Origin of the sequence: Nonomuraea sp. NPDC059007, from assembly GCF_042740555.1 — a bacterium.
Classification (GTDB): Bacteria; Actinomycetota; Actinomycetes; order Streptosporangiales; family Streptosporangiaceae; genus Nonomuraea.
Window position 1 is genome coordinate 90,619 of the sequence record NZ_JBHYJD010000033.1, and the last position, 24,036, is coordinate 114,654.

Here is a 24,036-nt window from a genome sequence, read left to right on the forward strand (position 1 = left end):
CGCCCGCAGGCTAGGACCAGACGCGCCGCGCGTAGTCCTCGAACGAGGCCGCCTCGCGGCCGAGCACCTGCCGGACCCCGTCGACGGGCTCGGCCACGTGGCCGGCGCGCATGTAGGCGAACATGGCCAGGACCCCGTCGGCGTCCTCCTCGCCCCAGCCCTCCGTCACGAGCTGCGCCCGGTACGCCTCCGGCGTCACCTCCTCGTACCGGATGGAGCGCCCCGAGGCCCGCGCGATGATCTCGACCGCCTCCTCGAAGGTCAGCCCGCGCGGCCCCGACAGCTCATAGGTACGCCCGGAGTGCCCGTCGCCGGTCAGCACGGCGGCGGCCACCTCGGCGATGTCCTCGACGTCGACGAACGGCTCCGGCGTGCGCCCGAGAGGCAGCGTGAGCAGCCCGGACGTCACCCCGTCGCGCCACACGAACTCGTCGAAGTTCTGGTTGAAGTTGTTGGCACGCAGCACCGTCCACTCCGCGCCGGAGTCCCGCGCCGCCTGCTCGGCGTCCAGCATGCTCCGGGAGAAGGCCGCGTCGAGCTTGTCGGCGCCACGCCCCGACAGCACCACGTACTTCCTGACGTCCGCCGCCCGCGCCACGAACTCGTGGACCGGGCCGGGGCTGTCGGGGGCCACCAGGTAGACGGCGTGGGCCCCGCGCAGCGTCTCGTCCCACGTGCCGGGGTCGGACCAGTCGAACCGGACCTGGCTGGAGCGGGAGGCCGGCCGTACCTTCTCGCCCGCCGCCCGCAACCGCCGCACCAACCGGCGGCCGGTCTTGCCGCTCGCGCCCAGAATCAGAATCTCACTCATGGGTCCAGCCAACCGGTGACGGCCTGGCCGGGACATGGGTGAGCGTACGGGGGAGTTGTCCGATCGTCCGGATATCGTGGCACGGTGGACCCGCTGGATGATCTGCTCAGAGGTGTGCGCGGCCAGGGAGCCGTCTTCGACGCGTCGGTGCTGTCGCCGCCCTACTCGGTGCGGATCGGCACGGGCGCGCCGCTGACGCTCTGCTGCCCGCTGCGCGGCGAGGGCTGGCTGGTCAGGGGCGAGCAGGCCCATCGGGTACGCGCCGGTGAGGCGGCCGTCGTGACCGGCCCCGAGCCGTTCGTGTTCGCCGACAGCCCGGAGCCCGGCCCGGCCGGCGACGCGGGGCCCGGCGACCGGACCGTGCTCCTGACCGGCTCCTACGAGATCGGCGGCGAGGTCGCGCGCCGCCTGGTCCGGGTGCTGCCGCCGATGCTGGTGGTCTCCGACGAGCACGGCTGCTCCACCATGGCCGAGTACCTGGAGTTTCAGCTCCTGAGCGGGCGCCCCGGCCACCAGCTCGTGCTGGACCGGCTGCTCGACTGGCTGCTGGTGTGCACGCTGCGCGAGTGGTTCGCCCGGCCGGAGGCGGTCGTGCCCGGCTGGTACGCGGCGCTCGGCGACGACGTGGTCGGACCCGCGCTGCGCGCCATCCACGGCTCGCCCGCCGAGCCCTGGACCCTCGCCTCCCTGGCGGAGGCGGCGTCGGTCTCCCGTACCACGCTGGCGAAACGGTTCACGGAGCTGGTGGGGGAGCCGCCGCTGGCGTACCTGACGAGCTGGCGGATGGCGCTGGCCGCCGACATGCTCACCGAACCCGCCGCGACCGTCGCCTCGGTGGCCCGCAAGGTGGGCTACGCCGACGCGTTCGGCTTCAGCACGGCCTTCAAACGGGTCCTCGGCAAGAGCCCCACCGCCTACCGCACCGCCGCCACCGGCTAACGGGCGTGCGATTCGCGTAGATTGGGGCGGTGATCGACTGGGTGCGGAGCCGGCCGTGGCTCGGTGATCTCGTCCTCGTGGCGGTGGTCCTGGCGGCCGAGCTGCGCGGGGTGGGCACCGTCAAGAGCCTGCTGATCACGCTGGCCTGCGCCGGGCTGGTCGGGCTGGGCAGGCGGCACCCGGTTCCCGTGGTCGCGCTCGTGGGCGTGCTCTACCTGCTGGGGACCATGCCGCCCGGCTACGACACCCCGGGCAGCGCCATGATCATCGCTCTGTTCCTGGCGGGCCGCCACGCGCCCGCCCGCGCCGCGGCCACCGTGGCGCTCGGCGCGGCGGCCGTCTCAGGAACGCTCAGCGCGGACGCGCTGGTGGGCCACCCGCCGACCGGCGTGACGATGACGCTGTTCCCGATGCTCCCGGTCACGGCCGGGCACGTCGTCGGACTGCGCGCGGAGATGGCCCGCCGCGGCAGGGAGCAGGCCGCCGAGCGCGCCGTGCGCGAGGAACGCCGCCGCATCGCCCGCGAACTGCACGACGTCATCGCCCACCACGTCAGCGTGGTGAGCCTGTACATGGGCGCGGCCAGGCGGCTGATCCCCACCGACGGCGAACGCGCCAAGCAGGCCCTGCTCACCGGCGAGGACACCGCCAGGCAGGCGATGACGGAGATGCGCCATCTGCTGGAGGTGCTGCGCACCGACGGCGAGAAGGCCGAGGGCCTCGCGGGCGTCGGCGCCGCCGGTCTGCCCGCGCTGGTCGGGGAGTCGGGCAACGCCGCCCTGGAGGTCACCGGCGAGGTGGTCACGCTGCCCGCGCCCGTGGACCACGCGGTCTACCGCGTCGTCCAGGAGGCGCTGACCAACACCCGCAAGCACGCCGCCGGCGCCGCCTCCCGCGTACGGCTGGCGTACCTGCCCGGCCGGATCGAGGTCGAGGTGAGCGACGACGGCAGGGCGTCCGGCGGTTCCGGCCTGGGACTCGGCCTGGCGGGCATGGCCGAGCGCGTCTCGCTGGTCGGGGGCGAGCTCAAGGCGGGCCCCGCACCGGCCGGAGGCTTCCTCGTGCGCGCCCGCATCCCCCTCCCGGAGCGGACATGATCAGAGTGCTGGTCGTCGACGACCAGGTCCTGGTCCGCGCGGGACTGCGCCTGCTGCTGGAGACCGGCGCCGGCCTGGTGACGATCGGCGAGGCGGGCGACGGCCTGGAGGCCGTACGGCGCAGCCACGAACTGCGCCCGGACGTGGTCCTGATGGACCTGCACATGCCCGGCATGGACGGCGTCGCGGCCACCGAGCGCATCGTCGCCGAACTCCCCGGGACGAAGGTGCTCGCGCTGAGCACCTTCGACCTGGAGGAACACGTGGTGGCCGCGCTGCGCGCGGGCGCGTCGGGCTTCCTGCCCAAGGACGCCTCGCCGGAGGAGCTGATCGAGGGCATCAGGATCGTGCACAGGGGCGAGGCGGCGGTCGCGCCCCGGCTGCTGATCGGGCTGATCGGCAGCTTCGTCCGCCCCGCCCGCCGCCGCGCGCCCGAGGTGCCGTCCGAGCTGTCCGCGCTGACCGAGCGCGAGCGGCGGGTACTCGAACTCATCGCGCACGGCCTGTCCAACGGGCAGATCGCGCAGGAGACGAACCTGTCGCTGTCGACGGTGAAGAACCGGGTGAGCGAGCTGTTCGCCAAGCTCGGCGTCCGCGACCGCGCGCAGGCGGTGATCGCCGCCTACGAGGCCGGGCTGGTGCGGCCGGGAGAGGACCGCTGAACTCCCGCCGCGACCCGCTCGGGCGTCGGCTCCGTCAGGACGTCCACCAGCCGTCCGTCGCTGAGGAACAGCACCCGGTCGGCGTGCGCGGCGGCGGCCGGGTCGTGGGTGACCAGGACGACCGTCTGGCCCAGCGCGTCGACGACCTGCCGGAGCATGGCCAGGATCTCCTGCCCCGAGGCGGTGTCGAGGTTGCCCGTCGGCTCGTCGGCGAAGACGACCTCGGGCCCGGCGGCCAGCGCGCGGCAGATGGCCACCCGCTGCTGCTGGCCGCCGGACAGCTTGTGCGGGCGCCTGCGTACGTGCTCGGCGATGCCGGTCCTGCCCACCAGCTCCCGCACCCAGTCCGGGTCGGGCCGCCGCCCCGCCAGGCGCAGCGGCAGCTCGATGTTCTCCAGCGCGGTCAGCGCCGGGAGCAGGTTGAACGACTGGAAGACGAAGCCGACCCGCTCGCGCCGCATGGAGGCGAGCTCGCGCTCCTTCAGCCCGGTGAGGTCGGCGCCGCCCACGCGCACGCTGCCCGACGTGGGGTGGACGAGCCCCGCCGCGCACTGCAGCAGCGTCGTCTTGCCCGACCCCGACTGGCCCATGACCGCGGTGAACGACCCCCGGGCGAAGCCGTAACTGATGTTGTGGAGCGCGGTGACGGCCGAGGCCCCCGAGCCGTAGATCTTCCCGAGCCCGTCGAGAACGACCGCGGGCTCACGCGTGATGTTCATCTCCGTCTACCTCTCGTTCTTCATGACCGCACGGACGACCAGGACCGAACCCGCCGACGCCCCCAGCAGGGCGCCGCCCGCCAGCGGGGCGAGCCACGCGAAGGGGATGAAGGACCCCAGCGAGGCGAGCCCGCCGGCGCTCACCGCGTGCACGAGCGCCAGGGCGGCGACCGCGGTCAGCGACAACACCACCACGGGCAGCACGGTGAGCGCGCTCTCCCACCCGGCCATCGCCATCACCTGGCGCCGGCGCATCCCCAGCCGCCGCATGGCCCCGAACTCCCGCCTGCGGTCCACGACCCCCAGGCACAGGCTGTTGACCGCCGCCACCAGGCAGAAGACCCCGATGAGCATCGCGACGTAGGGCATGACGCGGTTGCGCTCGGCGCTCTCCAGCGCCTTGCTCTCCACGTACTCCCGCCGGTCGTGGGAGACGACCGCCGCGGAGGAGACCTCCCGTCCGAGCGGCCCACGCACAAAGATCGCCGCGTACGGCTGCGCCTGCAGCGGGCCGGCCAAGGGCAGCAGCACCTGCCCGAGCTCGGTGGTGTCGGCGTAGACGGCCGCCACGGTGACGCTCGCCTCGTCCAGAGTGCCCGGCAGCCGGATCCGGATCCGCGACCCGACGCCGGCGCCGTGCTCCGCGGCCAGTCCCTCGCTCATCGCGACCTGCCCGGCCGCCAGGCCGCCGAGCGGCCCGCCCCGCACCGGAAGCCTCAGCACCCGGGTGGGATCGCCGGTGACCAGCGAGGCGGTCATCGCGACCGGCGCCCGCCCCTCGGGAAGGACGGTGATGGGCAGCATCCGTACGCCCACCGCCCCGTCGCCCAGGCCGCGGCGCAGGTCCTCGCCCACGGCGTTCGCGATCGACGAGGGCTTGAGCACGTGGTCCGCGACGACCTCGGCCGTGCCCCGGTGGGCCGCGCGCCAGTCGTAGAAGAACTGCGTGCCGACGATCGCACCGGCGAGCGTGAGGCCCAGCGTGAGCGAGCCGACGGCCCCCGCGAACCGGCGGTGGTTGAAGACCACGTTCGCCGTGGCCAGGAACGCGCCCGCGCGACCGGCCCGCGCCGCCGCCGCGCGCAGCAGCCGGCCGGTGAGCAGCACGAACCACGGGGCCACCAGCCCCACGCCGGTGACCAGCGCCATCAGGATCGCGAGCTGGGCGATCATCGGCCCCAGCGGCTCCGGCAGCGCGAGCAGGTTCCCGAGCAGGACGACGGTGAGCGCCACGGCCAGCGCGAACATCGCCAGCCCCGTGGCCAGCCGGCCACGGGCCAGCCGGGCGCCTTCGGCCGGGGCTTCGGCCAGCGCGTCGCCGGGGCGGATGCGCATGGCCCGCCGTACCGCCAGCATGCTCGCCACCAGCGCGACGGCCACGCCGAACAGGACGGTCCAGAGCGCGGGCAGTGGCGTGTGGCGCACCTCGAACGCGGCGTTCAGCACGCGGAACTCGCGCAGGCGGCCGGCCACCACCGGCGCGAGCAGCGCGCCCAGCGGCACCGCCACCGCGCCCGCGGCCAGGGCGAGCAGGACCGCCTCCGCGACCAGCATCGCCCGCAACTGCCCGGGACGCGCGCCGACCGCCCGCAGCACCGCCAGTTCCCCGCCCCTGCGCCGCAGCGACAGCCCCATGACCGCCGACACCATGCCGACCGCGACCAGCCCGGTCATGTACACCAGGAACCACAGGGTGTTGAACCCCGCGCCGGAGCTCGTGACGACGTTGCCCTCGGCCAGGCCGCGGGCGTCGCCGGTGAAGACCCGCAGCGGAAGCATGGTTTGCCGGTTGTACGGCTCCAGCACCCGGCCGATCGCCCGCCCCAGCCGCTCCGGATCGACGCCGACAGCCGGGAAGACGCCGATGGCGTCGACGCCGCCACGTCGCCCGGCCAGTTCGGCGGCGTGATCGTCGGTGAAGAACAACGCCGACTGGTGGCGCCAGGCCCCCGCGGCCACCGCCACCCCCACCACCTCGTACGGCCGGAAGACCCCGGACACCGCCACCTCGACCCGCCCGCCCACGACGACCCCCGCCGCCCCGGCCAGCCGCGCGTCCATCACCACCTCGCCCGGCGCGCCCGGCGGCCGGCCCCGCTCGATCCGGAACGGCGTCAGCGCGGCGCTGCCCCAGCCATGCCCGGCCGGGCTCGGGTACTGGTCGCCCGGGACGCTCACCGTCGTCCCGCGCACCGACAGCGGCGCGATGAACGTGAGGTCAGGCACGGTCCGCGCCACCTCGGGCAGCGCGCCGAGCGCGCGCACCAGGCCGGGCGGCAGCGCCCCCGCGACGCCGTCGGCGCCGACCACGAGCGGGACCCCGGCGTAGCGCTCGACCACGGGCCGTTGCCGCTCGGCCGAGTCGACCACGAACCACATCGCGCCGACCACGGTGGCGGCCAGGATGAGCGTGATCAGCGCGCCCAGCACGCTGCCCGGATGCCGGCGTACCGTCCGCCATGCCAGCCACAGCAAGAGAACCTCCCTGGAAAGTCGTCGCTTCCAGGCTCCCGGCGGCGGTGGCGCGCGGCCTCCGCATCCAGGCGGATCTTCGGCAGGTACCGGAGTACTCCGGCGAGGAGTACCCGGGTACCCCGTTGCGTGAGCCGCGCGGCGGAGTGTCGAATGAGATCACATCTGGGCGACCCCTGGGAGAGGCAATGAGGCCGTTGGCCGCCGTGCTGGTAGTGATCCTGGTCGCCGCGGGCTGCGCGTCACCGAGACGGGACAAGATCACGGTCGCGTGCGGGGCGAGCGAGCGGTGGTGCGCGATGATGGTCAAGCGGTTCGCCGACGCCACCGGCGTGGAGGCCGACTACGTGCGGCTGTCCAGCGGGGAGGCGCTGGAACGGATCAAGGGGGCCAGGGAGCGCCAGGAGTTCGACGTCTGGCACGGCGGCCCGGCCGACGCCTACGTGGCGGCCAAGGGGCAGGGGCTGCTGGAGCCGTACCGGTCGGAGGCGTCCGGGGAGATCCGGCCGGGCTGGGCCGACCGCGACGGCGCCTGGAGCGGGATCTACGCCGGGGTGCTGTCCTTCTGCAACAACACCAAGAAGCTGGCCGAGCGCGGCATGAAGCCGATCCGCTCCTGGAGCGAACTGCTGGACAAGAGGCTGCGCGGCGGCGTCGCCATCGCCCATCCGGCCACCTCGGGCACCGCCTACACCGCGCTGTGGACCCAGGCCGAGCTGAACGGCCGCGACACCGGCGCGGCGCTCGGCTACATGCGCGGCCTCCACCAGAACGTGCCGCGGTACAACACCTCCGGCAGCGACGCCGCCGTGCAGGCGGCCAAGGGGGAGGCGGCGGTCGGCGTCGTGTTCTCCCACGACTGCGTCGCCGCCCAGGAACAGGGCTATCCGGACCTGGAGGTGACCTTCCCCCGGGAAGGCACCGGCTACGAGCTCGGCGGGCTGGCCGTCCTGGCCGGGGCGCACAATCCGGACAGCGCGCGCACCTACGTCGACTGGGCGCTGAGCGGGGCCTCCCAGCGGCTCGGGCCGCTGGTGAAGTTCTACGCCCTGCCCACCAACACGCGGGTGCCGCCGCACTCCAAGGCGGCCGACCCGGCGACGGTCAAGCTGGTCCCCTACGACGTGGAGGCCGCCGGGCGGGCCAAGCAGGAACTCGTCGCCAGGTTCGGCGCCGAGGTCGCCGCTCCGCCCGCCTAGGAGCAGCCCTCGAACTGCGGCACCGAGACCACCGACAGGTCGATGCCCGACTTGCCGAACCACTTGTCCAGCAGCATGTGCGCGGTGCCGTCCTGGTACATGCGGGTGATGGCCCGGTTGAGCTCCTCGCAGCCGTCGACGTCGCCCTTGCGCACGCCGATGGAGGTGCGCTGCTCGTTGAACGTCGCGCCGACCAGGTGCAGGTCGACGCCGGGTTTGGTGAGCAGCCCGGCGAGGATCTGGCTGTTGGTGGAGATGGCGTCGATCCGGCCGTCCTTGATCATGTCGAGGCAGACGTTGTAGTCGGGCGCCTCGATCGGCTTCGCCTCGACGCGGCGTTCGTCCACGATCCGCTGGGCGATGTTCGTGCCTTTCACCAAGCAGATCTTGCGGTCTTTGAGGTCGCGGACGTCGCGGATGACGCCCTTGTCGGCGGGCCGTACCGCGATGTCCTGGAAGTCGACGTGGTACGGCCCGGCGAAGTCGATCAGCTTCTTACGCTCCGGCGTGACCGACATGTGGGCGAAGACCAGGTCGGCCCGCCCGTCGGTGAGCACGGTGATCTGGTCGCCGGCCTTGATCTCCAGCCAGCGGATCCGCTTGCCCAGCCGGGTGACGAGGTCCTGGGCCACGTCGATGTTGAAGCCCTGGTAGGCGCCGTCCTGCCCCTTGAAGCTGATCAGCGGCACGTCGGAGCGGATCGCGACGATCAGCTCGTCCTTGTCCACGAAGGACTCCGGCCGGGCGGTGCCGCAGGCGGTGAGCGTCAGGATGAGGCAGATCAGCAGTCTTCTCACCGGTACTCCCTCAGCCGGGGCCGGATGCCGGCCAGGATGAACAGGGCGCCGGCGGCCAGCCCCGCCGGGATCCACCGCCACAGCGTCTCCAGAGCGCCGTCGCCGCTGTCGATGGCTCGCTCGAAGTCCGACTCGTGCCGCCGGACCAGTTCCTCCAGCACCTGGTCGTAGCCCTCGTAGGCCTGGGTGAGCTCGCCGTCCCAGAACTTGATCGCCGCCTCGCCCGACATAGTGCGCATCCGCGCGTCGGCCTGCTGGAAGCGCTGGTAGACGGCGAAGAGCCGGTCGCGGTCGCGCCCGGCCAGGCCGCCGAGCACCCCCTGGAAGTCCCGGTGCAGCTTGCTCTGGTAGTCGGGCAGGCTGGTCGACTCGACCGCGACGATCGTGCGGGCCTTGTCCAGGAAGGTGTGCTCGTAGGTGTCCTTGCGGAAGCGGTCGAGCAGGTAGCGGCTCTGGTCGCCGTGCATGCTCTTGCTGATCGCCCGCGTCCTGGTCAGGGTCAGCACCGCGTCGAACCCGCGGGCCTTGGCCTCCTCCAGCGCCCGCCCCTGCTGGTTGAGCAGGGCCAGGCCGCTCACCAGGCCGGCCGCGGTGAGCACGGTGGCCACCACCAGCGCCGGGGCGAAGACCCGCCGGAACCTGCGCGTCAGGTACGCCTGCAACGCCAGCAGGCAGCCCAGCGCGAGCAGCCCGGTCACGATGACCGCGGTGCGGGCCAGCGAGGTGGCCGAGCGCTCGGCGTCGTGCGCGCGCCGCACGATCGTCCCGGTCTCCAGCGTCAGGTTGTAGGCCTGGGGAAGCAGTTCGCGGTGCATGAGGTCGGTGGCCCGCTGGTAGGCGGCGACCACGTTGTCGGGCGGCGCGCCCGCGGTGTGCCCGGACTGGGTGTCGAGCAGGCGGGCGTGGGCGGCCAGCCGTTCGTAGCGGCCCAGGCCCTCGATCAGCGACTCGACCGTGCGCTGCTCGGCGGGGTTGTCCAGGGCGAGCCGGTAGGCCTTGAGCAGGCTCTCGGAGATCTCCAGCCGCCGCTGGTCGTAGCCGGTCAGGTCGGCCTGCTGCTGCGGGCCGTACTCTCTGCCGAGCAGCAGGGTCTCGGCCACCAGCGCGTCCATCTCCGACATCTGCCGGTACAGGCCCGTGGTGGCCAGCACCTGGGGGCCGGCGTCGTGCCCGATGGTACGCAGGCCCGTGCCGGTGCTCGCCGCCCCGGCCACGAACGCGCCCAGCAGCAGCGCCAGCGCCAGCAGGGCCAGCCCGGACAGCAGCCGCACCCGCCCGGAGACCGATCTCTCGCGCCTGGCCGGGGGCGCCGCCGTCACCGTCACCGTCATGGGCCGCTCCGGCGTGTGCGCACCGCGCCTCCCGACATCGACTTGTGCTCCAAGATCGAGCATGACCGCGAGCGCGACGGCTCCGCAAGAGGCTGGGTACAACCTCAGGAACGACGATCATCGACTCGAGATGGGGGCCGTGTATGCCGGACCGCCTCAGCGTCATCGAAAGGGAGTTACGCGCGCACCCGAAGGTGGCCGACTGCGCCGTCGTCAGGGACGGCACGACGCTGATCGCGTACGTCGTCGCGCCCGGCGGCACGCGGGGACAGGAGCTCGCCTCGTTCCTGCGCGGGCGGCTGCCGGAGCGGCAGGTGCCCGACCTGGTCGCCGTGGTGCCCGTGTTGCCGCGCACGCCGGACGGCGCGATCGAGCACGGGAGCCTGCCGCTGCCCGTGCGGACCGGGCCGGCCAGGAGCGGGGGCGGGAAGGCGGGCGGCTGGGGCGGTGACGCCGCAAGCATGGTGCCCGTCCGGGTGCTGGTCGCCGTGGCGGCGGGGATGGTGGCGTTCGGGCTGACGGACGTGCTCTGGCCGTACTCGACGGATCTGACCGGTGTGCCCCAGCCGTGGGCCGGGTTCTTCCGCGGGCTGTACGCCGCCGAGTACGTGTCGTTCGGGCTGGGCGTCATGTTCCTGGTGTCCGGGCGGTCGTTCCTGGCCCGGCTGGGGCGCCCGGCGTGGCTGACGACGCTCGCGCAACTGGCGATCACCTGGCTGCTGGTCGCGTGGTGGCCGCAGGACAACTTCTACCGGCTCGCCGCCAAGACGGACTGGCCGCGCCAGGCCGCCTTGGTCTACGGGTTCAACGTCACCCTCATGATCGCCGCGGCCGTGGTCGTCCTGTTCGTGGCCGTGCCGAGGCGGTGAAGATGGCGCCGAGCGCCTCGTTCGCGCCGCGCAGCGCGGCCTCCGCCTCGTCCAGGGCGCGGGCCGTGCGCGCGGCGATCGCCACTCCGAGGTACGGCTCCGCCTCAGCCGCCGCCGTCGGCACCGTGACCAGCAGCGTCGCGCCGAGCCCCCGGCACTCCTCCGCCGCCCGCGCGACATGTGCGCGCAGCGCGGCCGGGGGCAGGCGGGCGCCGAGCGGCAGATAGTCCAGGGTGCGCACGAAGTGGCGGCCGCCGTGGAGCCGGTCCAGCCGGGCCTGGATACAGAACGCCGCCGCCGGGCCGGTGAGCCGCAGGTTGATCTCGGTCGGGGCCAGGCGGCCGGTCGGGCCGGTGACGTAGTCCACGTCGAACCACCCCCGGTACCCGTGCGCGGCCAGCGCCCCGCCCACCGCGCCGCCGAACCGCACGGCCGTCTCTTCGAGCGCCGCGGGCAGCACGCCGGGGCCGACGGTGACCCCCTGGTAGCGGGTGCCGTCCATCACCATCGCGCCCGCCCCGACCGGATGGACCCGGCCGGTGTCGTCGATGACGGCGTCGAAGGTCGGGGCGCGGAACGGGCCCGAGCCGTCCACGTACTCCTCCACCAGCCCGCCCTCGCGCGCCCATCGCCGCGCCAGTGCGCCGATCCGCGGCGTGGCGCCGGTCACGACCAGCGTGCCGGACCCGCCGACGCCGTACTCCGTCTTCAGCACCAGCGGTTCTCCCCGGGCCAGCTCGCGCAGCAGCTCCCGCCGTGAGCCGACCGGCCGCTGCCGCGGGATGAGGATGCCCGGATGCCCGGGGGCCAGCGCCCGGAACAGCTCGTGCGCGCCGCGCTTGGACTCGAACCTCGTGACGGCCTGGAGGACGCCGCCCGCCGACGGGACGATCCGCTCGAACTCCGCGCTACGCCCCCAGGGCAGCACCCGCCCCCGGCCGAGGCACTCCCTGAGCTCCGGCCTCGATGCGATCGCCGCCGACACCCCGCCGTCCGCGGCGACGCCGCCGTGGACCTCCACCTCGCCCCAGCCGAGCACGTCCGCCAGATCCCGGATCCACGCCGCGTCCACCGGCTCCGGCAGGATCACGACCGCGGGATGCGGGCTCGCGAACACCGCGAGGCAGGAGTAATGGTCACCTCCGGCCGGGATGGGGCTGAACGTCCGGTTGAACTCGGCGACATTGCCGACGTGCACGGCCGGCCGCCCGCCGGTCCACGCGTTCACCCACGCCGGTTCCGGTCCCGGCGGCCAGGCGACCAGCAGCGGCAGCGCGCCCGAGTAGCCGTGCCGCCGCGCGCCCATCGCCAGGTAGAAGCCCTCGGCGTGCGGGTCGGCGGCGATCGACAGCCGGGTGAACCCGATCCGCCCCGCCTCTTCGAGCAGCCGCCGGTAGAGGAGCCTGCCCACGCCCTGGCCGATCGCCTCCGGCTCCACGAACAGCATGCCCAGCTCGCCGTCCGGCTGGTCGCCGTCGAGGGTGGCGAACCCCACCACGCCGCCGTCCCGCTCGGCGACCACGGTCCTGCGGGCGACGACGTCGCGCAGCCGTAACTCCTCCCGGCAGGCTTCCAGGAACGCCTCGTCATACCCCCAGGACGCCTTGGACCGCATCGCCAGCCCGCTCAGCGGCCCGGCCTCGTCCGGCCGTGCCGCCCTCAGCCGCACCCGTCCGCTCACCCCGCATTCATATCAAGGTCGGTACGGCCCCGCCCTCGGCGTGCTCGACCGAGACGCCCGCCAGATCTCTTGCCCACCGGCCGGTGATTTCGCCCAGCCGTCCGGCCGGCGGGGGAGTGCGGCCCAGGCCGATCGCGTAGCGGGTGCGCCGAGGGCCGCTCTCGAACGGGCGCGGCCAGGCATGCGCGTCCGCCGCCCCCGCCTCGGCCAGGGCGGCCAGCAGGTCCAGCATGCGGCCCCTGACGCGGCCGAGTTCCTCCGGCGAGCCGACGGTCACCACCGCCCAGGCCTTGTGCCTGCGGTGCAGCGGCGGCGCGGACAGGAGTTCGGCGCTCCGGCCGCTGTCCGTGAGCTCCCAGGCCAGGTAGAGCTCCTGGGTGAGCAGGTCCAGACCGCCGGGGCCGACCTGGCGGGCGCAGTTGCGTACCGGGTCGCTGGGTGTCAGCACCGTGACGGGGGCCGCTTCCCCGGCGGTCGCGGTGGGGTCGAGGGCGATCGGGTCGCGCCAGTCCCAGGCGGCCCAGGTGCTGAAGAACCGGTTCAGCGGGTCGTCCCCGGGCTCGCTCGCGCGTACGGTGAGTGCGGCCATGACCGCCCAGGCCAGGCCGGGCAGGCCGCCGAACGGGGCGGAGTCCAGGCCACGCGCCCGTGCCCACGCCTTGACCTGCCTGGCCAGGCGGGTGAAGCGGGCATGCCCGTCACCGGTGGTGCGGAGGGCCTGTGCGTCGGTGACGGCGCTGAGCGCGATCGCCGCCTGCTCGCCCAGCTCGGCCCGGCGGGCGAGCGCCTGGTCCGGCGGGACGGCACCGGCGGGCACCACGGTCAGGTCCACGTCGAGTCCGCCGGTGTGGAAGCGCAGGCCGGGCACCCGGGCGCCGATCACCTGGCGCAGCCGGGCCGCCTCGGGCAGCGCGGCGCGTACCAGGGACTCGGCGTCGGCCGCGCCGGGCAGCACCGCCACCAGGTCCAGGTCCGCGCCGGGCAGCTCACAGCCCATGCGCCGGGAGCCGGTGACGTGCACGACCCCCGGCTCCAGTGCCTCCTCCAGCCGCCGCACCACCTGCCCGGCCACCGCGTCCAGGTCGCGACGATCAGAGCCACCCGCCGCCTTGTCACCCCGGCCGATCGCCCGGTCAGGCCGAGACTCCCCGGTTGCTCGGTCGGGCCGCTTCGGCTCCGCGGCCCGCCGGCTGGGCCCGTCGGCCAGTTGGCCGGGGAGCTCTGGCGCGGCGGTCGTCCGGGGTGCGGGGGAGGGCGGGTCGGGGAGCCAGTGGATCTCGCCGGTGCCCAGGGTGATCCGGGCGCGGGGGCGCATGGGCTCCTCGCCGCGGCGCGACAGCAGGACCAGCTCGCCGACCCGCGCCGTCATCGCGGCGAGGCGGATCGTGGCGTCGGTGCGGCCGAGCGTCAGGTGCGGGGTGAAGCCCTCGCGGCGGCCCTCGCAGCGCGGGAAACGTCGTTCGAGTGAACGGCGCAGCCCGGCCCAGGGCGCGGAGCCGGCGGCGGCGGGGTCGAGCCAGGAGGTCGTGTGGGTGCGGTGACGGAACGTGCGCACCCCTTCCAGCCGGGCGGTGAACGGCTCCGCCTCGGCGGCCGCCGCGGCCACCAACGGCGCCGCCGCCTCGAACTCCGACTCCGGCACGAACCCGAAAAGCAGGTTGACATGCGGCGGCCAGCGGTCGAGCTGCGGATCGTGCGCGCGCCGGACCTCCTGGATCGGCGGCCACAGCTCGCGCGGCGGTATCCACGCCACCGCCGTACGCGCCGTCGGCGGCACGTCCAGCACCCCGCCGTCCTCGGCGCCGGAGACGTCGAGGACCGCCTCGACCCCGTAGTGGTCGGAGACGTACAGCCCGCCGGGGTCTGGCGTGTCGCCGCGCAGGGCCGCCGAGACGACCCGGGGGCGTCCGCGGAGCAGAACCCGGTCCAGGCGCGCCGCCCGGCCGGACCGGGAGGAGAGCGCGGCCAGCGGGTTGACGCCGGGGTCGAAGGTGGGGGTCTCGTCGGCTCCGTGCGCCTCGGTCCAGGCGTCGCGCAGGCCGAGCGCGGACTCCGGGGTGCCGGTGCCGTCGTTGAAGTCGCCCATCAGGACCAGGTCACCGTCCAGGCCGGACAGCCCCTCGGCGATCCGGGCCAGTTCGGCGCGCCGCCTGCCCGCGCCGTCGGCGGAATGGTCGCTGCTCAGATGGGTGACGGCGACGACGAGCGGGCCGGCGGTGGTGTCGGCGACGATGGCGGCCACCGACTTGTGCGGGCCGAGCTCGTGGCCGGCCGCCTCGCGTACGGGCAGCCGGCTGAGCAGCAGGAGGCCGTCGTCGACGTCCGGTCCGTGGGGGTCGGTGCCCAGGGTGTAGGCGGCGCGTACCCAGGGGGCGGCCAGCAACATGGATACCAGCGCCGGCTCGACCTCCTGCAGCGCGAGGACGTCCGCGTCGGCCTGCTCAAGGTCGCGCAGGAGCAGGGCGCGGCGGCGGGCGGTGTCGATGCGGTCGCTGTCGTAGCGGTCCCACAGCGTGTTCCACGTCAGCACCCGCACCACCCCGCCCCCGGACCCCGGCACCCCGCCCCCGAACCCTGGCATCCCGTCGGCGGGTCCGGTGGCGGGTCCGCCGGTGGGTCTGGTGGCTGGTCGCCATTGCCCCGCCGGGTCCCACGCGTACGGCGTCCGCGCGGTGAAGAACGGCGCGCGCAGGCGGCGCGGCTCGCGCGCCCGGCCCGCCTCGCAGGTGTCGAGGCGGTCCAGGCCCGTGGCCCGGTCCCAGACCAGCTCGCCGTCCGCCTCGACGAACAGCACCCGATGCCAGGGGATCTCGCCGCCCGGCGTGAACGTGGCCAGCGCGACCCGCTTGGGCGCGGCGTCGCGCTGGCCGACGCCCAGGACGAAACGGGACGGGTCGAAGCGCGGATCCCAGCGGACCCGGTGGTAGATCTCCTCGCTGGTACGCATCACAGGTGCCCGTCCTTGTCGTCCACGGTCCCACGCTCACCGACGTACCAGGTGCGATGGGCCTGACCCGGATACGGCGGGACGTAGCGCCGCATCTGCGCGTCCAGCACGTGCGCGGGCACCGCGGCCGCGCGGCCGGCGTTGCGCCGGTGCAGCTCGTCCTCCTCCAGCAGGACGACCACGTGCGTCGTCAGCGCGTCGCGGCGGCGTGCCACGGCGTGGACCAGGCTGCGCTGGTGGTGGTTGAGCGAGGTGGCGTCCCACACCACCGTCCCGCCCGCGGCCAGGGCGGCGTCGAGCCGATCCAGCCCCTCCCCGAGCACGGCCCCGTTGTCCCGCTGGTCGGCCCGCGACCCCCGCGCGGCGCGAAGCTCGTCCAGCGACACCCGGACGGCGTCCGCCAGCCCGGCGGCGAACGTGCTCTTCCCGCTGCCCGACGGCCCGACGAGATGCACCAGTCGGGGGAAGGTCCCCGCCCGCCACCGCCACGTCGCGGCCACGGCCTCCTCGGGCGTGACGATCCTTCCCGCCGCCCAGGCGGCGCGGGCCTCGGCCCAGCACCGGCCGGCCGCCTCGTCGTCGAGCCCGGCCAGACGCTCATCCAGCCCGGCCCGCAACGGCTCCAGCGGGTCCGGTCCCAGCAGCCCGGCGTCCTCGGCGTGCAGGGCCGACCAGGCGACCTGTTCCCCGGCCTCCTCCGCCGACCCGGCCGGCACCACCGCGGCGACGGCGTGCAGCACGCCCAGGTCGGCGGCCAGCGCCATCCGGCCCAGCCCCGCCCGCCGCTCCTCGTCGGGGTACGGCCGGCGCAACGCGTCCTGCAGCCCGGCCAGGTCCGCGATCCGCCGGGCCAGCGGCATCCCCAGGGGCCGTACCAGCCGCGCCGCCAGCACGGCCCGGGGCACCGGCCGCAGCGCCACGGCCAGCACCCCCGCCAGCCGCGCGTCCCCGCCCCGGCCGATCGCGTCCAGCCGAGCCGCCACCTCGGCCACCGCCTCCGCAGCCGCGCCTTCCACCGCCCCAGGCCCGAGATCCACCGCCGTCGGTGCCGAGCCTGCCGTTACCCGAGGTCCGGGATCCACCGCCGCCGGGGCCGTGCTTTCGATCGCCCCAGCCCCGAAACCCACCGCTGCCAGCAGCGCCGTGACGTCCGCCTCCGCGCCCGAGCGCACCGACCACAGCGCCGCACGGGTGCCGAGCCCGTTCGGCACCACCGGCGCGTGCATCCAGTGCGTGTCCGTCCGCACGTGGTCGCGGCGCACCCACTTCGCCACCCGCCCCGCGAAGTCCGCCAGCACGAACCCCTCGGCGGCCCGCACCACGTAGCCCTCCTGCCGCTCCGGATCCAGCCGCAGCCCCCGCAGCGCCCGCTCGTCGAAGACCCCGCGCCACAGCACGGGCGGGACGGGAATCCCCAGCTCACGCAGAACGCCGACCGTGCGATCCCAGCCCAGGCACCGCTCGCCGTCCCACACGGAGAACCCGTAGAACCAGCTCCTCGTAGGCGATGGAGTGCCGGGCGTACACGTTCTCCCCGCACACCCGCAGCCCCGCCGGAATCCGCGCCCCGATCCGCCCCTGCAGCCCCTTGACCCAGGCCCGCGAAGGATGGTGGGCGGAGTCCAGCGACCGGGCGTGCAGGCCGTCCGGGTACAGGGTCGTGTTCTCCCCGTCGAGCTTCTCCGTCACCACGACCTCGCGCCCGCGCAGCCCGGACAGCTCGCCCGCGCGCACGTCGTCCGGGGTCACGCCCGGCGACCAGGGCAGGTGAGGGGTACGCGGATAGTGCACGCGCATGATCCCTCCCCCGGTCGGCTGGGGGCCACTGTACAAGCGGGGAGAAAGCGCCCTCCATCCAATAAATCAAGGCCGGGCGAGCCGATCCAGCCGCCGCCGGAGCAGCCGCCGTTCCGCGTCGTCGTGGACGAGGGCGAGCGCGCGCTCGTAGGCCGCGCGGGCCTCCACGGTACGGCCGGCGCGATCCAGCAGCTCGCCACGGGCGGCGTGCAGGTAGTGGAAGTCCTGGAGCGGCAGCCGGTCGATGATCTCGAGACCGGCCTCCGGCCCCTGCGACTGGGCGATCGCGATGGCGCGGTTCAGCTCGACCACCGGGGAAGCGGTCAGCCGGGCGAGCTCGCCGTACAGCATGGCGATCTGCGGCCAGTCGGCCGGCTCCTCGGTGTGCAGGGCGGCGATCGCCGCCTGGACGACGTACGGCCCGCGCCCGTGCAGAGCCAGCGCCCGCGCCAGCGTCCGGCGCCCGTCGGCGATCATGGCGGAGTCCCACAGCGACCGGTCCTGCTCGGCCAGCAGCACCAGCTCGCCGTCGCGGAAGCGGGCCCGGCGGCGCGAGTCGTGCAGCAGCATGAGGGCCAGCAGCCCGTGCGCCTCGGCCTCGTCGGGCATGAGCTCGGTCAGGGCCCGGCCGAGCCGGATCGCCTCGCCCGCCAGGTCCACCCGCCCCGTGTATCCCTCGTTGAAGATCAGGTACGCCACCGCGAGCACCGCCGCCAGCCGGTCGGGCAGCAGATGGTCGGCCGGCACGCGGAACGGGATCCCGGACACCCTGATCTTCCGCTTGGCCCGCACCAGGCGCTGCGCCATCGTCGGCTCCGGCACCAGGAACGCGTGCGCGATGTCGCCGGTGCTGAGCCCGCCGAGCGCCCGCAGCGTCAGGGCGACCTGCGCCTCCATGGACAGCGCGGGATGGCAGCAGGTGAAGATGAGCTCGAGCCGCTCGTCGCGGAACACGGCGTCGTCCATCTTGTCCTCCCGGGACCGCCGGACCGCGAGCAGGCGGGTCTTCTCGGCCAGCGTGCGCTCGCGGCGGACGCGGTTGAGCGCCCGGTTGCGCGCGGTCGTGATCAGCCAGGCGCCCGGATGGGCCGGCGTCCCGTCGCGCGGCCACCGGTCGGCGGCGATCGCGAAGGCCTCCTGCGCGGCCTCCTCGGCGAGGTCGAAGTCGCCGAGGAAGCCGATCAGCGCGGCCAGAACACGTCCCCACTGCTCGCGGAAGACCCGCTCCAGCACATCGGTCACGGGTTCAGCGGGCGTATCTCGACCGCGCCGCCCATGCGGGCCGCCGGGATCCGCCCGGCCAGCTCGATCGCCGCGTCGAGGTCGTCGGCCTCGTAGAACAGGTAGCCGCCGATCGCCTCCTTCATCTCCACGAACGGGCCGTCGGTCGTCAGCGTCCTGCCGTCCTGCACCCGCACCGTGGTGGCGGTGTCCGGCGGCTGCATCCACTGTCCCGGCGTCACCCCCGGGGTGTTCTCGATCGCCTGGTACGCCGCGGGCAGAGCCTTCTGCTCCTCCTCCGACAGGTTCTCCCACGCGGCCGGATCGCCGTGGCTGATCAGCAGCATGTACTTCATCGTGTCCTCCTGGGTTCTCGGGAAGGGTCGTGTCATAGACAAACGGGCCGCGGCGAAATCGACACCCCGGCCCGGCCGGTTTTCTCCCTCGCTCAGGAGTACCCGCTTCCCGGCACACCGGAGCATCATCCCCTCCCAGGGAGGAGCCCGTCAGCCGGCGACCTGGAGCGCGTGCGCTACGCCGGCTCCTGAGGCGGCGTGCGGAACTGCTCGATCATCGCCGCGTAGCCGCTGCCTCCGTGACCGGCGGCCGCGGCCCGGTCGGCCAGGGCCTTGACGAACCTCGGCAGTTCGGCGCTGACGCCTAGCGCCTCGCTCTCCTGGACGATGTGCGCCATCGCCGCCCGCTGGGTGTCGATGGTGGCGTCGAGCGCCGGGTACGCGCCGTCGTCGATCTGCCGCGCGTACCCCTCCAGCCAGCCGGCCACCGCGCCGAGGCCCTCCTTCGCAAACGCGGCGAACGTCGTGGCGTCCACCCCCGCGGTGCCCAGCAGCGCGACGCCCTGCAGGAAGCCGTTCAGGACGCTCCACGACAGGCTCAGCGAGGCCACGTCGTAGAGCGAGGACAGCCCGGGGTCCGTGCCGAGGTAGGTGGCCTGCGCGCCGAGGACGCGCAGCGCGGGCTCGTACCGGTCGAAGAGCGGCCGGGGCCCGCTGTAGAGGATGAGGCCGTCGGCGGTGCCGATGGTCTGGGGCACGGCCAGGATCGCGCCGTCGAGGTAGCCGGCGCCCCGGCCCGCGGCCCAGGAGGCGGCCTCCCGCGCGGCCCGGGAGGTGCCGGAGGTCAGGTTCACCAGGACCCGGCCGTCAAGGACTTCCTCCAGCGGGCCGAGCAGGTCGTGGACGGCGTCGTACCCGGTGAGGCAGACGACCACGAGCGGGCTCGCGGCGACGGCCTCGGCCGCCGAGCCGGCGAGCCGGGCGCCCTCGGCGACGAGGCGGTCCGCCTTGCCGGGTGAACGGTTCCACACGGTCGTGGGGTGGCCGGCGCGCAGGAAGGCGCGGGCCAGAGCTTCGCCCATCAGCCCGAGGCCGAGGACCGTCACGGCGTCCTGCCGGTTGGTGTTCATGGCAGAATCGTCAACGTTCACACCGATATGAATGTCAAGGAGCCGTGACCGTGCACATCGGTGAGCTGAGCCGGCGGACCGGGGTCAACACGCACCAGCTGCGCTACTACGAGTCGCAGGGCCTGCTGGAGCCGGGCCGCGGCGCCAACGGCTACCGCGAGTACCCCGACGCCGCCGTGCTGACCGTGACCCAGATCAGGAGGCTGCTCGCGGCCGGGCTGTCGACGCGGGAGATCGGCTACGTGCTGCCCTGCGCCAGCGGCGCGCGCCCCGACCTCGAGCCCTGCCCCGAGCTGGTGGACGGCCTGCGCGAGCGCCTGACCAGGCTCGACGAGAGCATCGACGCGCTGGTCGGCACCCGCCAGGTCCTCCACGAGTACCTCGACCTCACCGAACGGCGCGTGCTCACCACCCCAGGATCCGCCACGGCGTGAACCGCGCACCGCCCACCTCCTCCTGCCAGCAGGCGAACAGCTGGCCCTTGACGCCGAGGCTGAAGACCATGACGCGGCCGGAGCGGTCGGCGGACACGGCGGGCACGCCGATGATCTTCCCGCCGAGGTCCTGCCAGGGGCCGTAGGCGCCGTTCGCCTCCTGTTGCACGGCCACCGAGACGCCCATGGCCGGGTTGCGGACGGCCAGCACCACCCGGGAGGCGGGGATGGAGGCGTTCGGCCCGCGGGCGGCCTGGACGTTTCCCACGCCGCCGGGAGCCGGGAGGGTGGAGGCCGCGGACCATCCGTAGGAGGGCGGTTCCTGCCGGGTTCTGACGACGTCGCCGACGGTGACCGTACCGGTGTCGAGGTCGCCCTGGCGGTAGAGGAGCTCCAGGCGCGCGTCCGCGTTGAGCACGAGCGTCGGTGGGCTGCCGGGCGTGGTGGAGCCGATGGGGGCCGCGCGGAAGCCGCCGTTGGGCTTGGTCTGCCGCCAGCGCAGGATGCGCGCGGAGTCGCACCGGGTCCTGGCCGGATCCGCGCGGGCGCACAACGTGGCGAACAGCTCGATCCGCCCGAACCGGTCGCGCATGGCGGTGATGCCGCTGCGCAGGCCCCGCTCCGACAGCGTCCACCACGGCGACCACCTGCCGTTGCCGTAGTGGGTCCGGTAGCTGATCTGGTGGGTGCCGGTCTGGACGAAGACGTTGATCCGGCCCAGCTGGTCCAGCGCGAGCGCGGGCGTGCCGGTGCGGTTGCCCCCGTACGGCGGCCGGCCGAGGTCGGTCCATTGGCCGGTCCACGGGCCGCCGGGCCTGCGCTGCGCGGTCGTGATGATCGCGTCGGTCAGCCCGTTCTCGCGCAGCCGGATGGCGAACGCGCGCAGCCTGCCGTCGCGGTCACGCTCGACGGCGACGCCGGGGGCGAGCCACGAACCGGCGTACCCGAGCGACTTGGGCCCCCGCCAGCGGCCGTCGGCGCCCTGGTCCCAGGAGACCACGCGGCGCCCCTGCACGGACAGGACGCTCAGCCGCTTGTCGGCGTTGGCGGCCACGCGCAGCAGCTCGCCGGTCCAGCGGTAGACCATCCGGTTCATCCGCCAGACGTAGGCCGGATAGTTGAGGTCGGAGTCCCTGGCCAGCGGGTCGTGCGGGGCGTACGCGTCGAAGATCTCCTTCTTCGTGTCCCGCTCGGCCGGGCCCAGGTTGGCCGGCACGTCCTGGATGAAGTAGTCGCGGAAGTTGATCTCGACCAGCCGCGGGTTCGCGTCTCGGTGCTGGCGGGCGGCCTCGGCGGTGAAGCGGGCCGTCTGGACGTGGTCGGGGTGGTCGTGCGTGCGGTAGAGGTCCGGCTGGGGGTCCTGCGTACGGATCGCGTGCGGGGTGAACATCTCCATGAGCCTGCGCAGCGTGCCGACGAGCCCGCCGTAGGTGTAGCACTGTTCGTACGGCGAGCCGCGCTCGGTGAACGTCGGCAGGCAGCCCGCCTTCCCCTGGTCGTCCCAGAGCCGGACCAGCGCGCCGCGCCCGCGCGCGTCCTGGCGGCGCTTGTTCCCGCCGTCGGACAGGCGCAGGAACAGCAGGTGCACCCCGGTGCCGCGCAGATGGTTGTGCTCGACGACCTGCGTGCCCACCCGCAGGGCTTCGGTGTCCCAGATCGGCGCGTCCACGCCCGCCATGCGCGCGTACGCCGCCCGCGAGCCCTCGCGCCTGCCTTCGGCGTAGGCGTAGCCCTCCTGCGCCTCGCCCGCGGTGAGGAATACCGACGCGATCGGATATCCGGCGCGAATGGTCTGGTGGATGTCGGGATTGAGAAAGAGGAGGTCGTCATCCTCATGTGCGAGGAAATGCATGAAATGCACATGCTCGATCAGCCTGGACATTGTTGCCTCGGCCGGCAGGACCGCGCCCATAACGGTCATCAGCAGGCTCGCCAGGAAAAGGCGCACACTCTTCTTCAATTCCTCCCCCTCCGTATCAATGAAAGGATCATCGATACAAGAGGGGCAGGCCGGGATTGATGCGCAAAGGCACTGTCAGTGTTCTTCTGTCCTGCGGCAAGCGATTCGTCAGCCGGTGTGGCCTTAGCGGGTGATCCGCTGGGCTGTTTCCGCGCCGGGCGGGAAACCGGTCATTCCTCCGCGTCGTCCTTGCGCAGGCGTTCGGCGTGCCGGGTCTGGTTGAGCAGCGCGAGCCGCAGGAACCGCTCGACCACCTCGAGTTCGGCGACGGTGTAACGGCGCAGCCCGGCCCGGGCCTCGGCGGCGATCGGCCCCCAGACCTCCCCGACGGCCGCCCGGCCCCGCTCGCTCAGGTGCACCAGGACCCGGCGCCGGTCGGCGGTGTCGCGTACCCGCTCGGCCAGCCCCGCCCGCTCCAGCCGGTCGATGGCGGTCGTGGCCGCGCCGCCGGTCAGGCCCGCTCCGGCCGCCAGCTCGCTCGCCGTGAGCGGGCCGCGCGCGGTCAGGCGGCTCAGGCAGCGCACGTCGGTCCGGTTGACGCCGAGCCGCCGGGCCGCCAGCTCGTCGATGAGGTCCGTGGCGTCCTGCAGATCCTGTACGGCCCCGGCCACGGCCTCGATCCTGGATTGCTTTGACAATCTAATCCTTAGATTATTGAATCAATCGGGTGTGACCGGAGTCTAACCCACCAGGAGGCCATGATGGTGACCCTTCCCGTCCACCTGCGACCCGCGGCGCCCGGCGACGTACCGGCCCTGCTGGCCCTGATGGACTCCGTCCACGCCTGGCTCATCGCCCAGGACCTGCCCGAACAGTGGGGAACGGTGCCCTTCTCCCGCATCCCCGGCTTCGCCGGCCGGGTGGCCGAATGGACCGGCCTCGGCGTCGTCACCCTGGCCGAACGCGACGGCCGTCAGGTCGGCATGCTGGCCGCGGCCCCGGCGATCCCGCCGCGCATCCCGCCCGCCGCCGTCCCCGGCGGCTCGATGTTCATCCACACCGTGCTGACCGACCGCGGGCCCGCCGGACGGGGCGTCGGCCCGGTCTTGATGGCCGAGGCCGAACGCCTGGCCAGAACACACGGCGCCCCCGCCCTGGCCCTGGACCACTGGGCCGGCAGCCCGGTACTCGGCCGCCTCTACGAGGGGCACGGCTACACCAAGGTCGCCGAGTACGCCGGCGAACACGACGTCCGCACCACCGTCCGCGTCCGCCACCTGAGGTAGCGGCCGCCACCTGAGATGGCGCCCGCCCCGGCGCCGCGGACCGGACAGCCTGCGGGGACGGCCTGCGGGGACGGGCGCGCCGCTGGACGGCCCGCCCCCGGCGGCCTGACCGTGAGAACGGTCAGGAGTCGTGGACCGGCAGGTCCACGGCGACCTCGTGGTGGGTGACGCGCTCGTCCCACCGGGTCAGGGCGCGGCGGGCCACGTCCGCGAGTACGGCCTGCCCGGGGTCCTCGCCGGCGAAGGCGCGGATCTCGTCCATGCCGGTGAAGTACGCGATCGAGGTGAACAGCACCTCGTCCCCGTCGTCCTGCCGCAGCAGGCGGGCGCCGAGGAAGCCGTCGATCTTCCGCAGGTTCACGGCCACCTCCGACGCGTAGTGCCGCTGGTAGTCGTCGGCCGTCGCCTTTCCGGCCCATCCACGCCACGTTCGCGCGATCATGCGTTG

General features: G+C 73.9%; 21 protein-coding genes and 1 pseudogene. 7 read left to right on the forward strand and 15 right to left on the reverse strand.

The genetic code is table 11. The features are described from left to right. Positions 1-10: 10 nt before the first annotated feature. A complete protein-coding gene (locus ACFWY5_RS39630) occupies positions 11-811 on the reverse strand; it encodes an NAD(P)H-binding protein (RefSeq protein WP_379637877.1) in 801 nt (266 codons plus the stop codon). Between the two features lie 84 nt (positions 812-895). On the opposite strand from ACFWY5_RS39630, the gene ACFWY5_RS39635 reads away from it, so the two are divergent. The 3 genes from ACFWY5_RS39635 to ACFWY5_RS39645 are packed head-to-tail and all read left to right on the forward strand — an operon-like array spanning position 896 to position 3,509. After that, a complete protein-coding gene (locus ACFWY5_RS39635) occupies positions 896-1,750 on the forward strand; it encodes an AraC family transcriptional regulator (protein WP_379626652.1) in 855 nt (284 codons plus the stop codon). 29 nt (positions 1,751-1,779) lie between these two features. Further along, complete coding sequence (locus ACFWY5_RS39640) at positions 1,780-2,847, forward strand: sensor histidine kinase (RefSeq protein WP_379637878.1); 1,068 nt, start codon at positions 1,780-1,782, stop codon at positions 2,845-2,847. Next, complete coding sequence (locus ACFWY5_RS39645) at positions 2,844-3,509, forward strand: response regulator (protein WP_379626656.1); 666 nt, start codon at positions 2,844-2,846, stop codon at positions 3,507-3,509. Before ACFWY5_RS39640 ends, ACFWY5_RS39645 begins: the two co-directional genes overlap by 4 nt. Here ACFWY5_RS39645 and ACFWY5_RS39650 read toward each other — a convergent pair. Both ACFWY5_RS39650 and ACFWY5_RS39655 read right to left on the reverse strand, forming a co-directional pair. Next, entirely contained in the window at positions 3,470-4,228 is a 759-nt protein-coding gene (locus tag ACFWY5_RS39650) for an ABC transporter ATP-binding protein (protein ID WP_379637879.1), read from the reverse strand. The two genes, ACFWY5_RS39645 and ACFWY5_RS39650, sit on opposite strands and share 40 nt — an antisense overlap. 6 nt (positions 4,229-4,234) lie before the next feature. After that, a complete protein-coding gene (locus ACFWY5_RS39655; protein ID WP_379637881.1) occupies positions 4,235-6,703 on the reverse strand; it encodes an FtsX-like permease family protein in 2,469 nt (822 codons plus the stop codon). Between the two features lie 185 nt (positions 6,704-6,888). Between ACFWY5_RS39655 and ACFWY5_RS39660 the strand changes: the two genes are divergently transcribed. Beyond that, a complete protein-coding gene (locus ACFWY5_RS39660) occupies positions 6,889-7,899 on the forward strand; it encodes an ABC transporter substrate-binding protein (RefSeq protein WP_379637882.1) in 1,011 nt (336 codons plus the stop codon). Here ACFWY5_RS39660 and ACFWY5_RS39665 read toward each other — a convergent pair. Then, positions 7,896-8,696: a substrate-binding periplasmic protein gene (locus ACFWY5_RS39665; RefSeq protein WP_379626664.1), complete on the reverse strand. Its 801-nt coding sequence runs from the start codon at positions 8,694-8,696 to the stop codon at positions 7,896-7,898. The genes ACFWY5_RS39660 and ACFWY5_RS39665 overlap by 4 nt on opposite strands. After that, positions 8,693-10,027, reverse strand: a complete 1,335-nt coding sequence (locus ACFWY5_RS39670; RefSeq protein ID WP_379637883.1) for a hypothetical protein — start codon at positions 10,025-10,027, stop codon at positions 8,693-8,695. The genes ACFWY5_RS39665 and ACFWY5_RS39670 overlap by 4 nt, the downstream gene beginning before the upstream one ends. 143 nt (positions 10,028-10,170) lie before the next feature. On the opposite strand from ACFWY5_RS39670, the gene ACFWY5_RS39675 reads away from it, so the two are divergent. After that, a complete protein-coding gene (locus tag ACFWY5_RS39675) occupies positions 10,171-10,896 on the forward strand; it encodes a hypothetical protein (protein WP_379637884.1) in 726 nt (241 codons plus the stop codon). Here the strand turns inward: ACFWY5_RS39675 and ACFWY5_RS39680 are convergent. The 7 genes and pseudogenes from ACFWY5_RS39680 to ACFWY5_RS39710 all read right to left on the reverse strand — a co-directional run bounded on the left by ACFWY5_RS39680 (position 10,844) and on the right by ACFWY5_RS39710 (position 19,968). Then, a complete protein-coding gene (locus ACFWY5_RS39680; protein WP_379637885.1) occupies positions 10,844-12,577 on the reverse strand; it encodes a GNAT family N-acetyltransferase in 1,734 nt (577 codons plus the stop codon). The genes ACFWY5_RS39675 and ACFWY5_RS39680 overlap by 53 nt on opposite strands. Before the next feature lie 7 nt (positions 12,578-12,584). Continuing rightward, entirely contained in the window at positions 12,585-15,524 is a 2,940-nt protein-coding gene (locus ACFWY5_RS39685) for a poly(A) polymerase (RefSeq protein WP_379637886.1), read from the reverse strand. Then, positions 15,524-16,750 carry an AAA family ATPase gene (locus tag ACFWY5_RS39690; RefSeq protein WP_379637897.1) on the reverse strand — a complete coding sequence of 409 codons (1,227 nt, stop codon included), beginning with the start codon at positions 16,748-16,750 and terminating at the stop codon, positions 15,524-15,526. Before ACFWY5_RS39690 ends, ACFWY5_RS39685 begins: the two co-directional genes overlap by 1 nt. 93 nt (positions 16,751-16,843) lie before the next feature. Next, a pseudogene (locus ACFWY5_RS39695) lies at positions 16,844-17,321 on the reverse strand (RNA ligase family protein); the annotation flags it as partial. A gap of 66 nt (positions 17,322-17,387) precedes the next feature. After that, positions 17,388-18,563 (reverse strand): RNA polymerase sigma factor, encoded by a 1,176-nt coding sequence (locus tag ACFWY5_RS39700; RefSeq protein WP_379637887.1) that lies wholly within the window; start codon positions 18,561-18,563, stop codon positions 17,388-17,390. After that, positions 18,560-18,898 (reverse strand): YciI family protein, encoded by a 339-nt coding sequence (locus ACFWY5_RS39705; protein WP_379624842.1) that lies wholly within the window; start codon positions 18,896-18,898, stop codon positions 18,560-18,562. The genes ACFWY5_RS39700 and ACFWY5_RS39705 overlap by 4 nt, the downstream gene beginning before the upstream one ends. A gap of 176 nt (positions 18,899-19,074) precedes the next feature. Then, positions 19,075-19,968, reverse strand: coding sequence for an NAD(P)-dependent oxidoreductase (locus tag ACFWY5_RS39710; RefSeq protein WP_379637888.1), 894 nt, complete (start codon positions 19,966-19,968; stop codon positions 19,075-19,077). A gap of 44 nt (positions 19,969-20,012) precedes the next feature. Here ACFWY5_RS39710 and ACFWY5_RS39715 point away from each other — a divergent pair, with 44 nt between their 5' ends. Continuing rightward, positions 20,013-20,402 carry a MerR family transcriptional regulator gene (locus ACFWY5_RS39715; RefSeq protein ID WP_379624846.1) on the forward strand — a complete coding sequence of 130 codons (390 nt, stop codon included), beginning with the start codon at positions 20,013-20,015 and terminating at the stop codon, positions 20,400-20,402. On the opposite strand, the gene ACFWY5_RS39720 is transcribed toward ACFWY5_RS39715, so the two are convergent. Both ACFWY5_RS39720 and ACFWY5_RS39725 read right to left on the reverse strand, forming a co-directional pair. Continuing rightward, positions 20,374-22,350: a PIG-L family deacetylase gene (locus tag ACFWY5_RS39720; protein WP_379637889.1), complete on the reverse strand. Its 1,977-nt coding sequence runs from the start codon at positions 22,348-22,350 to the stop codon at positions 20,374-20,376. The genes ACFWY5_RS39715 and ACFWY5_RS39720 overlap by 29 nt on opposite strands. Positions 22,351-22,532: 182 nt before the next feature. Beyond that, positions 22,533-23,000, reverse strand: coding sequence for a MarR family winged helix-turn-helix transcriptional regulator (locus tag ACFWY5_RS39725; RefSeq protein ID WP_379637890.1), 468 nt, complete (start codon positions 22,998-23,000; stop codon positions 22,533-22,535). Positions 23,001-23,060: 60 nt separating this feature from the next. Between ACFWY5_RS39725 and ACFWY5_RS39730 the strand changes: the two genes are divergently transcribed. Then, positions 23,061-23,588, forward strand: a complete 528-nt coding sequence (locus ACFWY5_RS39730; protein WP_379637891.1) for a GNAT family N-acetyltransferase — start codon at positions 23,061-23,063, stop codon at positions 23,586-23,588. 121 nt (positions 23,589-23,709) lie between these two features. On the opposite strand, the gene ACFWY5_RS39735 is transcribed toward ACFWY5_RS39730, so the two are convergent. Beyond that, positions 23,710-24,030, reverse strand: a complete 321-nt coding sequence (locus ACFWY5_RS39735; RefSeq protein ID WP_379624854.1) for an antibiotic biosynthesis monooxygenase family protein — start codon at positions 24,028-24,030, stop codon at positions 23,710-23,712. Positions 24,031-24,036 lie beyond the last annotated feature (6 nt).

Excerpts from the sequence above, each read along its gene's own strand:
- ACFWY5_RS39630 (WP_379637877.1), bottom strand. The coding sequence starts at position 811 with ATGAGTGAGATTCTGATTCTGGGCGCGAGCGGCAAGACCGGCCGCCGG.
- ACFWY5_RS39645 (WP_379626656.1), top strand. The coding sequence starts at position 2,844 with ATGATCAGAGTGCTGGTCGTCGACGACCAGGTCCTGGTCCGCGCGGGA.
- ACFWY5_RS39650 (WP_379637879.1), bottom strand. The coding sequence starts at position 4,228 with ATGAACATCACGCGTGAGCCCGCGGTCGTTCTCGACGGGCTCGGGAAG.
- ACFWY5_RS39660 (WP_379637882.1), top strand. The coding sequence starts at position 6,889 with ATGAGGCCGTTGGCCGCCGTGCTGGTAGTGATCCTGGTCGCCGCGGGC.
- ACFWY5_RS39670 (WP_379637883.1), bottom strand. The coding sequence starts at position 10,027 with ATGACGGTGACGGTGACGGCGGCGCCCCCGGCCAGGCGCGAGAGATCG.
- ACFWY5_RS39675 (WP_379637884.1), top strand. The coding sequence starts at position 10,171 with ATGCCGGACCGCCTCAGCGTCATCGAAAGGGAGTTACGCGCGCACCCG.
- ACFWY5_RS39685 (WP_379637886.1), bottom strand. The coding sequence starts at position 15,524 with ATGCGTACCAGCGAGGAGATCTACCACCGGGTCCGCTGGGATCCGCGC.
- ACFWY5_RS39690 (WP_379637897.1), bottom strand. The coding sequence starts at position 16,750 with ATGCACGCGCCGGTGGTGCCGAACGGGCTCGGCACCCGTGCGGCGCTG.
- ACFWY5_RS39705 (WP_379624842.1), bottom strand. The coding sequence starts at position 18,898 with ATGAAGTACATGCTGCTGATCAGCCACGGCGATCCGGCCGCGTGGGAG.
- ACFWY5_RS39710 (WP_379637888.1), bottom strand. The coding sequence starts at position 19,968 with ATGAACACCAACCGGCAGGACGCCGTGACGGTCCTCGGCCTCGGGCTG.
- ACFWY5_RS39730 (WP_379637891.1), top strand. The coding sequence starts at position 23,061 with ATGATGGTGACCCTTCCCGTCCACCTGCGACCCGCGGCGCCCGGCGAC.
- ACFWY5_RS39735 (WP_379624854.1), bottom strand. The coding sequence starts at position 24,030 with ATGATCGCGCGAACGTGGCGTGGATGGGCCGGAAAGGCGACGGCCGAC.